Source organism: Gordonia sp. DT101 (assembly GCF_049844895.1).
GTDB lineage: Bacteria > Actinomycetota > Actinomycetes > Mycobacteriales > Mycobacteriaceae > Gordonia.
The window spans coordinates 44467-56551 of sequence record NZ_JBNCLX010000005.1; the positions used below are offsets into that span (position 1 = coordinate 44467).

Below are 12085 nucleotides of genomic sequence, written 5' to 3' on the forward strand. Positions count from 1 at the left end.
AGGACGGGCTCAACGGGGCAGCGCGGACTGCTCGACGAGGGCCACCGTCTGCCGCGGGCTCGAGAGGACGAGCACCGGGCCGAACGCTCGCCAGGTCAGCGGCACCGATGTGAAGCTGGCGAGCCACTGATCGGCACCCGCGCGTGGTCCCGGGCAGGCCATCCGCGTCGAGACGAGGGTGTGAATCCGCACGTGCTCACTCGATATGTTCGCGGTTCCCAGGTGTCGGTTGCAGCCGGCGCTCAGCGCTATCCGATCCGGTCGTTGGAAATGGACGGTCATCGGGCCACCACCCGGTATGACGCCGCCGAGGACCGCGACTGATGAGTACGACTTGCCGACGAGCATGCCGGGCAGGGATTCGGGAAGCGGGCGGGGCATCGGTGCAGGTGCGGGGGCGGCTGCCGCGGAGCCGATCCCGAATATGGAGAGCATCGACGTCAGCAGCACGGTGGTGAGCAGCAGCATCACGGACCGGCGGGGACGGATCGGGCGAGGTTGCGCCGAACCACGGACTCCGGGGTCCGGCTCGCGTCGTGGGGTGGGATGATCGATCTGATTCATGGCCACTTCTCCTGGGACGGGGTCCTTGATCCAAACGTAGCCGAGTGACGGAACGGGCGGAACACGACTCGGGGGATGTGCCGATGGTCGCGGCGCCGTCGTCGCGCAACGCAGGTGGTTCGGCACGGTGGTTCGACACAGTGGCACGATCGGCGACGCGTACCGTGGACGGCGACCTCGGGGCACCGTGGTCGTTTCGGCACGACCGGAGTCCGACGTCGGTGCTGCGAGAATTGGTGCCACGACCAGTACACATGCATGCCCGACAGGCGCGAGTCAGGAGAAGTGTTTCGGTGGGAAAGCTGACGAACAGCATGTGGCGACTCCTGGGCTCCCAGTCGTCACGTAATCAGTCGAAGTCCGTCTCGTTGATCAAGGATGCGGACGCACACAGCGCGTGGGCGGACGGACTCGACGACGACGCGTTCGCCGGCGAGGCGGAGAAGCTCGACATCGGAACGAATGGTGACGATCGCGCGCGCTTCCTGGCGCTCGCCCGCGAAGCCGCGGACCGGACGCTCGGCATGCGACCGTTCGACGTCCAGTTGCAGGGTGCGCTTCGTCTGCTCGAGGGCGACATCGTCGAGATGGCCACCGGTGAGGGCAAGACCCTCGCGGGTGCGATCGGCGCGATCGGGCACGTCCTGCAGGGGCACCGCGTCCACGTGATCTCGGTCAACGACTATCTCGCCACCCGCGACGCGGAGTGGATGGGCCCGCTGTTCACCGCCTTCGGCATCGTCGCGAAGCCAGTGTCGGAGAACTCGAGCCGGGACGAGCGCAAGGCCGCGTATGCCGCCGACGTCACCTACGGTTCGGTCAACGAGATCGGATTCGACGTGCTCCGCGATCAGTTGGCGCTTTCCGAGGACGATCTGGTGTCGCCGACTCCCGATGTGGCGATCATCGACGAGGCCGACTCGGTGCTCGTCGACGAGGCATTGGTGCCCCTGGTGCTCGCCGGTTCCACCGAGGCCGAGGTACCCGATCAGGCGATCCACGACGTGGTGGCCCGGATGAAGAACAAGCATTACGAGATCGACACCGAGGGACGCAACGTCACCCTCACCGACGACGGTGCGGAGTTCGTCGAGGAAGAACTCGGCGGCATCAACCTGTACGACGAGGATCATGTCGGCAGCACGCTCGTCCACGTCAATGTGGCCATGCATGCGCAGTACCTGCTCGAGCGCGACATCCACTACATCGTCCGGGACGGCGGCGTGCATCTGATCAACGCTTCGCGTGGGCGCGTGGCACAGTTGCAGCGGTGGCCGGACGGTGTCCAGGCCGCAGTCGAGATCAAGGAAGGCCTCAGCCAGACGGATTCGGGTGAGGTGATCGACACGATGACTGTGCAGGCGCTCATCGGCAGGTATCCCAGGGTCTGCGGCATGACCGGTACGGCGCTCGCCGCGGGTGAACAGTTCCGTCAGTTCTACGACCTGTTGGTGTCGCAGATCCCACCGAACACCCCGAACGTCCGCATCGACGAGGCCGACCGTGTCTACGACATCAAGGCCAACAAGGTCGAGGCGATCGTCGCGTACGTCAAAGAGGTCCATGAGACCGGGCAGCCGATTCTCATCGGCACCCACGACGTCGCGGAATCCGAGGAGCTCGCGTACTTCCTCGACAAGGCCGGTGTCTCGTCGGTGGTGCTGAACGCCAAGAACGACGCCGAGGAGGCGAAGATCATCGCCGAGGCCGGGGCCCGGGACGCGGTGACGGTCTCGACCCAGATGGCCGGGCGCGGTACCGACATCCGCCTCGGCGGGTCGGCCGACGACGAGTCGGCGAGAGACGACGTCGTGGCGTTGGGCGGTCTCTGCGTGGTCGGCACCGGACGACACGAAACCGAACGTCTCGACAACCAGCTGCGTGGCCGCGCGGGCCGCCAGGGCGATCCGGGTCGTTCGGTGTTCTTCTCCAGCCTCGAGGATCCGGTGGTCACCAAGAATCTCGCCTTCAAGCGAGATCCGGTGTCGCAGGCCGAGGACGGCTCGATGGGGGCCAAGGGCATCGATCTGATCGAGCAGGCGCAGCGTATCGCCGAGGGCGTGATGCTGGAACTGCATGCCAACACGTGGCGCTACAACACGTTGGTGAACCAGCAGCGCGACATCGTCGTCAAGCGACGGATGGCGCTCCTGACCGGCGAAGTGGCCCTCGACGAGCTGGCCGCGGAAGAACCCGCGCGTTACGCGGAGCTGACCGGGACCGCGGCGGGGGCAACGGACGACGCAGAGGATACGAAAGCCGACCCGGCGGGCTCCGAAGACACCGAAACCACCGAAACCACCGAAACCACCGAAGCCGGCGCGGCCGATGGTTCCACTGCCACGGAGACCGAGGACGCCACGACACCGGCTCCGGTCACCGACCCGGTTGACAAGGAGGTCCTCGTCCTGGTGGCGCGTGAGATCATGCTCTTCCACCTGGACCGGGCGTGGGCCGATCATCTCGCGTTCGTGTCCGACGTGCGGGCGAGTATCCATCTCCGCTCATTGGGCAAGGAGAGCCCCCTCGACGAGTTCCACAAGCTGATCCTCGACGCGTTCTCGACGCTGCCCGGCGAGGCGGTCGAGAACGCCCGCAAGACGTTCCGGGAGGCGACGATCACCAACGAGGGCGTCGATCTCGGGACCGCGGATCTGCATCGCTCGACCACGACCTGGACATACATGGTCCACGACAACCTGTTCTCGTCGGGCGGAGCGAAAGCCCTCCAGGGCATCATCGGCATCTTCCGGTGATCTCCGGCGAGCGCTCGGAGGTGCCGGAGGAGCGCGACCCGGTGGACCCGCCGGAGGAACTGTCCGACGGGTCGGACCGGGTGGTGACCGTCCCGAACGCCTTGAGCGTGCTGAGGTTGGCGCTGATCCCGGTGTTCGTGTGGTTGTTGCTGTTCGAGAAGGCCGACGGATGGGCATTCGCCGTCCTGATGTTCTCGGGGTTCTCCGATTGGGCCGACGGCAAGCTCGCCCGGTGGCTCAACCAGTCGTCGCGGATCGGGGCGCTGCTCGATCCGGCCGCCGACCGGCTCTACATCGTGATCATCCCGATCGCGTTCGGCCTGCGCGAGTTCCTGCCGTGGTGGCTGATCGGGGTCGTCATCGCCCGGGACGTCGCGCTGTTCGCGACGGCGCCGTTGCTGAGGTCGCGAGGGCTGCTCGCGCTGCCGGTCCTCTACATCGGGAAGGCGGCCACCTTCGCTCTGATGAGTGCGTTCCCCTGGCTGCTCGCCGGGCAGTTGGATTCGGTCATCGGGACGATCTGCTATCCCATCGGTTGGGCGTTCATGATCTGGGGCGTCGGCCTCTATCTGTGGTCGTTTCTGCTGTACGCCTATCAGACGGTGCTGGTCGTCCGCCGGATGCCCCGCACCGGGTGAGCGGATGCACATCCGCTCACCCGGCCCACGCAGTGGCCGCCGATGCCCTAATGTCCTCCGTTTGAAGTAGTTCGATGTTTTTGCCGCCTCCGACAAGAAAGGTGCGACAGTGAGCGAGACCAATGTGCCGCCTGCCCTGCGCTACACGGCCGAGCACGAATGGGTGGAGCGGACCGGGCCCACGACGGTGCGGGTCGGGATCACCGACTTCGCGCAGGATGCGCTCGGCGACGTGGTGTTCGTCCAGCTGCCCGGCGCCGACGACGCCGTCGAGAAGGGCGAGTCGTTCGCCGAGGTGGAGTCCACCAAGAGCGTGTCGGACATCTACGGACCGCTCGACGGAACGGTGTCCGCCGTGAATGCCGAGTTGGAGACCACCCCCGAACTGGTGAACTCCGATCCGTACGGGTCGGGCTGGCTCGTCGAGATCACGCTCGTCGACGAGGCGGCCCTCGACACGGCACTGGCGGAGACCCTGGACGCCGACGGCTACCGCGCCGTCACCGAGAGCTGACCGTCGCGGGACGCGAGGTGCCGTGAACTGCGAAAGGCATTCTCCGATGAGGCCGATCGAACACGACAAGCCGACAACACGGATCGTAAGCGCCCGGTGGATCGGGGCGCTGCGACTATGATCGGCGGTGTCCTGGTCGACTCGACCGCCCGTGTGGCGGCCGCAACACGGTACGGTTTACTGCAGCAGAACCGGTTCGAGTGCCGATGAACGCGGCGAGCCGGACGTTCGAAGGCAGAAGAAAGATGCATCGACATCGAAAGCCCGGTGGCGCGATTCGCGCGGCCGTTCGGGGCCGGTAGGTGTGGGCGCGACGACGCCTACGGGCACCGAGACAGACGAAGGAGAAGTGGTGAGCGAAAACGACAAGGATCTTGAGGCACCGGTGGAAACCACCTCGGTTTTCCGGGAGGAGTTCATCTCCGAACTCGATTCCGGAGCGACCGCCTCGAGTGAACCTGCCGACACCGGGGTGGAGAGGCTCTCGCCCGGCACGGCGCTGCTTGTCGTCAAGCGTGGTCCCAACGCGGGCTCGCGATTCCTGCTCGACCAGGCGACCACGTCGGCGGGTCGGCATCCGGACAGCGACATCTTCCTCGATGACGTGACCGTCAGTCGCCGCCACGCGGAATTCCGCCTGGGCGACAACGAATTCCAGGTGGTGGACGTGGGCAGCCTGAACGGCACCTACGTGAACCGGGAACCCGTCGACACCGCGCAGCTGAGCAATGGGGACGAGGTGCAGATCGGCAAGTTCCGCCTGGTCTTCCTCAGCGGCCCGCGCGACGGCCAAGCGGGCGCCTGACCTCGTGACCGCGTCGTCGGCGGGTCAGCACGGAGAAGGGTCGATGTCGATCGGCTCTGTCCTGGCGCTGCTGCGTGAGGATTTCCCGGACGTGACGATCTCGAAGATCCGATTCCTGGAGTCCGAGGGCTTGATCACGCCCGAACGCGCGCCGTCGGGCTATCGCCGGTTCAGCACGAACGACTGTGAGCGGCTCCGGTTTGTCCTGACCGCCCAGCGTGACCGCTATCTGCCGCTCAAGGTGATCAAGGAGCAACTCGAGGCGATCGATCGTGGTGAGGGAGGCGCAGGTGCCGGGGGTACCCGGTTGTTGTCCGCCGCCCGCAATGCGGTCGCCCCGGCGACCGATTTCGGTTCGCGCGGCGGCCGGGTCTCGCGGGAGACGCTGATCGAACGAACCGGGGTCGACTCGGCGTTCGTGACGGAGTTGCTGCGCAACGGGCTGTTGACACCTGGGCCGGCGGGATTCTTCGACGAGGATGCGGTTCGTCTGGTGGAGGCCGCCGCCGCGTTGGCGAATTACGGCGTGGAGACCCGTCACCTGCGAGCCTTCAAGGTCTCCGCCGATCGTGAGGCCGGATTGGTTGCGCAGATCGCGAATCCGATCGCCAAGGGCAAGGGCACGGGTGCCCGGGATCGGGCCGAGGAGTTGGCCCGCGAGATCGCGGCGTTGTCGGTGACTCTGCACACCCAGTTGGTCAAGGCCGCGGTGCGGGGCGTGCTGGACTGATCGGTCCGCGACTGCCGTCGCGGCGGCGCGACGCGGTGTAGCGTCGTTGACATCGACATACGGCGCCGGGACGTGGCGAACGGGGCCGTCGAGTAGTGTCCTGGCGATCACGAGGAAGCGGGTGCTAGATGGGCGAAATGCGAGTCGTGGGCATTCGGGTCGAGCCGCCACAGAGCCAGCCGGTACTGCTGCTGCGCGAGGTCGAGGGCGAACGCTACCTGCCGATCTGGATCGGGCAGAGTGAAGCGGCGTCGATCGCCTTGCAGCAGAAGGGCATCGAACCGCCGAGGCCGCTCACACACGATCTGATCGTCAACCTGATCAGCGAATTCGGCCGAACCCTCAAAGAGGTTCGCATCGTCGACATGCAGGAGGGCACCTTCTACGCGGAGATGGTCTTCGCGGACGACCTGAGGGTGTCGGCGCGTCCGTCGGATTCCATCGCCGTGGCGATGCGGGCCGGAGTGCCGATCGTCGCCGACGAGGACGTGCTGACCGAGGCCGGGTTGCTGATCCCGGACGAGGACGGCTCGGACGGCGAACCGGGCGATGCGAAAGAGGACGAGGTGGAGAAGTTCAAGGAATTTCTCGACAACGTCTCACCGGATGACTTCAAGGCGAGCGGCGGAACCTGAGCCCCGTTTGATCACGGAACGGACACTGCGCGGTCACCGTTTGCTCGATCTCAAGTTGAGGTTGAGGTTGCACCGCGCGTCGCGTTGATTTGCGACTCCCGCCCGACCTACCGTTCACACGTCGCCCGTTTTCGGCGGGGACGGAGGATGATCGTCCTTCAGGCGCGTACTGTTGAAGCAGTCCTCGAGGCCGCTCTTCGAGGTTCGGTGCCTGTCGAGTCGGTCCAGACGTTGCGAGGGAGTCTGCAGTGGGCGATAAGCCGTTCGACGACGGAGTGACGTCACCGACGGATGCGGCACCAGACGGTGCCGCGGAGAGCGCCCGTACCCCAACTGCGACCCAGGGCAGCCTGGAAGACATCGCTCCGGGCCTCTTCCCGAACGACACAGTGCCGGACGAGTTGGTCGGCTACCGGGTGCCGAGTGCGTGCCAGATCGCCGGTATCACGTATCGGCAGCTCGACTACTGGGCCCGCACCTCGCTCGTGGTGCCGTCGATTCGGGGCGCTGCCGGTTCGGGTAGCCAGCGACTGTACTCGTTCAAGGACATCCTGGTCCTGAAGATCGTCAAGCGTCTCCTCGACACCGGGATCTCACTGCAGAACATCCGCGTCGCCGTCGATCATCTCCGGAAGCGCGGCGTCGAGGATCTCGCCCGGATCACCCTCTTCTCCGACGGCACGACCGTCTACGAGTGCACCTCTGCCGAGGAGGTCGTGGATCTGCTGCAGGGCGGTCAGGGTGTCTTCGGGATCGCGGTCAGCGGGGCGATGCGCGAATTGTCCGGCACCATCGCCGATTTCCCAGGTGAACGCGCCGATGGCGGTGTGACCGAGACCGCCCCGGAGGACGAACTCGCGGCGCGGCGTAAGAACCGGACCCGCCGCACCGGCTGACCGTCGGCCGGTCCCGGCCGCCCCACTGCGGGGTTGAACTGCAGAGCAGTCGCCCACCCGTATACTGGGTGGGCGTCGCTACGTCACGGGAGAGCGCCACCGATCGGGTTGGGGTGGCCGCCGAAGGAGCAACACCTCCTCGTCAAACTCTCAGGCACCCAGGACCGTGGTGTAGACGGCGTCTCTGGAAAGTGACCCGGGGAGACCCGGGCCCGCCCACGGTGAAAGGCCGCTCCGGTGTCCCGGAACGGCCGAATCTCTCAGGCGTCTGGCATCCGTGCTGCGGATCCCGGATATGACAGAGGGGGAGGGCCGCAGACCGCCGAGAGGTTGACCTGTCATGCCCGCCACTTCCGCATCCGATCCGGTGATCTTCATCGACCGCCATGTCGGTCCCGATCCCGCCGAGACCGACCGCATCCTCGCCGAGATCGGGGTGTCCTCGCTCGACGAACTCGCCGAGCGGGTGGTCCCGTCCGTGATCGCCGACGACCCGGGTGCGAACGGTCTAGACGCATTGCCACCGGCCATCGGTGAACACGACGTGCACGACCGCCTCGCCGAGCTCGCGTCCCGCAACGTCGTCGCGCGGTCGATGATCGGGCTCGGCTACCACGACACCTTCACCCCGCCGGTCATCCTGCGGAACGTGCTGGAGAACCCGGCCTGGTACACCGCCTACACGCCTTACCAGCCGGAGATCAGCCAGGGACGTCTCGAGGCCCTGCTGAATTTTCAGACCATGGTCGCCGACCTCACCGCGATGGAGGTCGCCAACGCGTCGATGCTCGACGAGGCGACCGCCGCCGCCGAGGCGATGACCCTGATGCGTCGCGCCGGCAAGTCCCGCTCGGCGCGCCTGGTGGTCGACGCCGATCTGTTCCCCCAGACACGCGCCCTGCTCGACACGCGGGCCGAGCCGCTCGGTATCGAGTTGGTCGAGGCGTCGTTGCATCCGTCGCTGCCCGGATGCGGCTTGCCCGACGGTGACTTCTTCGGTGTCGTGCTCCAGGTTCCGGGCGCATCCGGTCGTGTCCTCGACCTCGCGCCGATCATCGCGGCCGCGCACGATCGCGGCGGATTGGTCTCGGTCGGGGCGGATCTGCTGGCGCTCACCCTGATCACGCCTCCGGGTGAGCAGGGCGCCGACGTGTGCTTCGGCACGACTCAACGGTTCGGTGTGCCCATGGGATTCGGAGGTCCGCACGCCGGCTACCTGGCGGTCCACTCCGCCCATGCGCGACAGTTGCCGGGCCGGCTCGTCGGCGTCTCCAAGGACGCCGACGGCAACCTCGCCTACCGACTCTCACTGCAGACGCGTGAGCAGCACATCCGCCGGGAGAAGGCCACCAGCAACATCTGCACCGCCCAGGTGCTGCTCGCCGTCATGGCCGCCATGTACGCCTCGTATCACGGCGCCGACGGTCTGCGCGCGATCGCCCGGCGGGTGCACGACGCCGCGGTGTTCCTGGCCGACAGCCTGACGGTTGCCGGCTTCTCGATTGCGCACTCCTCGTTCTTCGACACGATCGTGGTGCGCGCACCCGGTCAGGCCGACGCGATCGTCGCGAACGCCAAACGCGACGGCAACATCAACCTGCGGCGGATCGACGCCGACTCGGTCGGCATCGCCTGCGACGAGACCACCACCGACGCCGATCTGACCGCCGTGTTGCGTGCGTTCAGCGCCGAAGGGGTACGGCGTCATACGTTCGCGCAGCCCGTCGAGACGCGGCAGAGCGACTTCCTCACGCACCCGGCTTTCAACCGGTACCGCACCGAGACGTCGATGCTGAGGTACCTGCGTGCGCTGTCCGACAAGGACATCGCACTCGATCGGAGCATGATCCCGCTCGGCTCGTGCACGATGAAGCTCAACGCGACCGCAGAGATGGAACCGGTCACCTGGCCCGGGTTCGCACGCCTACACCCGTTCGCGCCCGTGTCCGACACCACCGGGATCCGTGAACTCATCTCGACGCTGGAGGACTGGCTGGTCACGATCACCGGCTACGACCGGATCAGCCTGCAGCCCAACGCCGGCTCACAGGGCGAATACGCGGGCCTGCTGGCGATCCGGCGGTACCACCGCGGCCGCGGCGACGAGGACCGCGACGTTTGCCTGATCCCGTCGAGCGCACACGGCACCAACGCCGCATCGGCGGTGATGGCGGGGATGCGCGTGGTGGTTGTCGGGTGCCGTGAGAACGGTGACGTCGACGTCGACGATCTGCGTGTCAAGATCGAGAATCATCGCGATGCGCTGGCAGCCATCATGATCACGTATCCGTCCACTCATGGTGTCTTCGAGCACGACATCGAGGAGATCTGCGCGGCCGTGCATGACGCAGGCGGCCAGGTCTACGTCGACGGCGCCAACCTCAATGCGCTTGTCGGCGTAGCCCGTCCCGGCCGGTTCGGCGGTGACGTCAGCCACCTGAACCTGCACAAGACGTTCTGCATCCCGCACGGTGGGGGCGGGCCGGGGGTCGGGCCGGTCGCCGTCCGCGCGCATCTCGCGCCCTTCCTGCCGGGTCACCCGCTCGCCGACGAACTGTCGTCGGAGGGCACGATCTCGGCCGCGCCGTACGGTTCGGCGTCGATCCTGCCGATCACCTACGCCTACATCGCGATGATGGGCGCGGACGGACTGCGCCGCGCGACGCTGACCGCGATCGCGTCGGCCAACTACATCGCCCGCCGGCTGCGCGAGTACTACCCCGTGCTCTACACGGGCCGCGGCAGCGAAGCAGCGCGAACCGACGGTGAGGGATTCGTCGCGCACGAGTGCATCCTGGATCTGCGGCCGCTGACCAAGGCGACCGGCGTGACTGTCGACGACGTGGCAAAACGACTGGCCGACTACGGTTTCCACGCCCCGACGATGAGCTTCCCGGTCGCCGGGACGCTGATGGTCGAGCCGACCGAGAGTGAGAACCTCGATGAACTCGACGCCTTCTGTGAGGCGATGATCGCCATTCGCGCCGAGATCGACCGGGTGGGCTCGGGTGAATGGTCCGTCGACGACAACCCGTTGCGGGGAGCCCCGCACACCGCCGAAGCGCTGGTCGGGGAGTGGGATCATGCCTACTCGCGGGAACTCGCGGTCTATCCGCTCGGCCTCCCGTCGGCCGGCGGACGGGCCAAGGTGTGGCCGGCGGTGCGCCGGATCGACAACGCCTTCGGCGACCGGAACCTGGTGTGCAGCTGCCCGCCGATCGAGGCGTTCAGCAGCTGAAGGACACCCCGGGGGGTGACCTGCGGGTCAGTTCCCGCCGGTCGTGGGACCGCTGTCGGGCCCGTAGACGAGGCGATTGATGGTCACCGTCGCCGCGTCCTCGGGGTTCGGCATCGGATTGTCGGTGATCGGGAACGTCACTGTCGCGTTCGGCTCCGGCATGGCGGCGTCGCCGCGGAATCCGAGTGCGGTGAGTTTGCCGAGCTGGTCCGGCTTGCTGACGAACTCGAAGAACTCGGACACCGCATCGGTCTGCTCGGGTGCGACCTGTGAACCCGCCATCCGGACGATCGGGTAGTCGGCGATCGGGGTCGGTCCGCCTGGCACCACTTCGGAGAGCCGCGCCGAGGTGTCCGAGCGGGTGAGCTGGAACAGCGACTGCTCGGTGATCGGTACCGCGTGGATCGGAGAGGTCGCCGGGTCATCGGCGTCGGCGATCGAGCGGGCCGCGCCGGCGGCCGAGCCGTCCGGCGACTGCGGGGCTCCCGTCAACATCGCGTCGACACTCGATGCCACGCGCGGCGAGCTCGCGTCCTGCTCGGTGAGCGCACCGGTGGTCCGGGTCACCTGCATCGCGACTGCCTGGGCCGATAGCGCGGTGGCGTCGGATTGCGCGCCGGTGGGCATCGCGAGGCGAATCGACCCCCAGCTGCCCAGTCCGTAGTCGCCGAGACTGCTGCTGCGTTTCTGCAGGGTGGGCAGTTGCTGCCAGTCGAGGTTGTCATCGAAGGCCTTGGCCAGCTGTGGCGCGGTGGCGAGCACGACGGGCGACGACACCAACGACGTGGGTTTGCCGTCGATCGCATCGGGCTTGGCGGCGGACAGGTCCGCGGTCCAGATCGACGATTGCGGAACCCAGGCAGCCGGATAGGCGCCGAGCGAGGCGGGGTCCCACGTGCCTGCCAGCCCGTCGAGGGTGACCTTGGCATCGGCCGGTCGGACCTCGATGGTCACGCAGTGATCGCGCACCACCGGTCGGGTCTTGGCGTAGTCCTGCGCGAGGGTCTTGAGTGGACCGGCGATGTCGGGATCCGCAATCACCGGGACCTTGGTCGTACCCTCGACGCAGTTCGCCGCCGCCTGATCGCCTTGGCGATCTATCCGATCACCGAGTTGCGCCCAGAGCAGGACCAGAGCGGCGACCAGGATGATGGACAGCAGGGAACCGACGAGGCCACGACTGACACCGCGACCGCGTACCCCCGTGCGACCGTCAGTACTTCGATGGTGTGCCAAGCCCCCCTGCCTTCCGCTCGTCGGGCCGACGTCCACCCCGGTCCCGTCTGACCGGGGTGACATCGGACGACGA

10 protein-coding genes and 1 riboswitch are annotated in these 12085 nt (G+C 67.0%); of the genes, 8 read left to right on the plus strand and 2 right to left on the minus strand.

Going from position 1 to position 12085, the window contains the following annotated elements; translation table 11 throughout:
* Positions 1-9 precede the first annotated feature (9 nt).
* Positions 10-564, minus strand: coding sequence for an META domain-containing protein (locus tag ACLQ3I_RS17775; RefSeq protein ID WP_425803639.1), 555 nt, complete (start codon positions 562-564; stop codon positions 10-12).
* Between the two features lie 293 nt (positions 565-857).
* On the opposite strand from ACLQ3I_RS17775, the gene secA2 reads away from it, so the two are divergent.
* The 8 genes from secA2 to gcvP all read left to right on the plus strand — a co-directional run bounded on the left by secA2 (position 858) and on the right by gcvP (position 10776).
* On the plus strand, positions 858-3320 hold the full coding sequence (gene secA2 / locus ACLQ3I_RS17780) for an accessory Sec system translocase SecA2 (RefSeq protein WP_425803641.1): 2463 nt from the start codon (positions 858-860) through the stop codon (positions 3318-3320).
* Between the two features lie 41 nt (positions 3321-3361).
* On the plus strand, positions 3362-3958 hold the full coding sequence (locus ACLQ3I_RS17785; RefSeq protein WP_425794269.1) for a CDP-alcohol phosphatidyltransferase family protein: 597 nt from the start codon (positions 3362-3364) through the stop codon (positions 3956-3958).
* A 109-nt stretch (positions 3959-4067) separates the two neighbouring features.
* Complete coding sequence (gene gcvH / locus ACLQ3I_RS17790; protein WP_425794076.1) at positions 4068-4472, plus strand: glycine cleavage system protein GcvH; 405 nt, start codon at positions 4068-4070, stop codon at positions 4470-4472.
* 349 nt (positions 4473-4821) lie between these two features.
* The gene (garA, locus tag ACLQ3I_RS17795; protein WP_164309949.1) at positions 4822-5277 is read left to right on the plus strand and encodes a glycogen accumulation regulator GarA; all 456 of its coding nucleotides are present in this window, start codon (positions 4822-4824) and stop codon (positions 5275-5277) included.
* Positions 5278-5320: 43 nt separating this feature from the next.
* Positions 5321-6007, plus strand: coding sequence for a MerR family transcriptional regulator (locus ACLQ3I_RS17800; RefSeq protein WP_164309900.1), 687 nt, complete (start codon positions 5321-5323; stop codon positions 6005-6007).
* Between the two features lie 128 nt (positions 6008-6135).
* Positions 6136-6642, plus strand: a complete 507-nt coding sequence (locus ACLQ3I_RS17805) for a bifunctional nuclease family protein (protein WP_425794078.1) — start codon at positions 6136-6138, stop codon at positions 6640-6642.
* 248 nt (positions 6643-6890) lie between these two features.
* On the plus strand, positions 6891-7538 hold the full coding sequence (locus ACLQ3I_RS17810) for a MerR family transcriptional regulator (protein ID WP_425794079.1): 648 nt from the start codon (positions 6891-6893) through the stop codon (positions 7536-7538).
* A 76-nt stretch (positions 7539-7614) separates the two neighbouring features.
* Positions 7615-7715: riboswitch (glycine riboswitch) on the plus strand.
* A 163-nt stretch (positions 7716-7878) separates the two neighbouring features.
* A complete protein-coding gene (gcvP, locus tag ACLQ3I_RS17815) occupies positions 7879-10776 on the plus strand; it encodes an aminomethyl-transferring glycine dehydrogenase (protein WP_425803643.1) in 2898 nt (965 codons plus the stop codon).
* Between the two features lie 27 nt (positions 10777-10803).
* On the opposite strand, the gene ACLQ3I_RS17820 is transcribed toward gcvP, so the two are convergent.
* Positions 10804-12012, minus strand: coding sequence for a hypothetical protein (locus ACLQ3I_RS17820; RefSeq protein ID WP_425804035.1), 1209 nt, complete (start codon positions 12010-12012; stop codon positions 10804-10806).
* Positions 12013-12085: the final 73 nt, after the last annotated feature.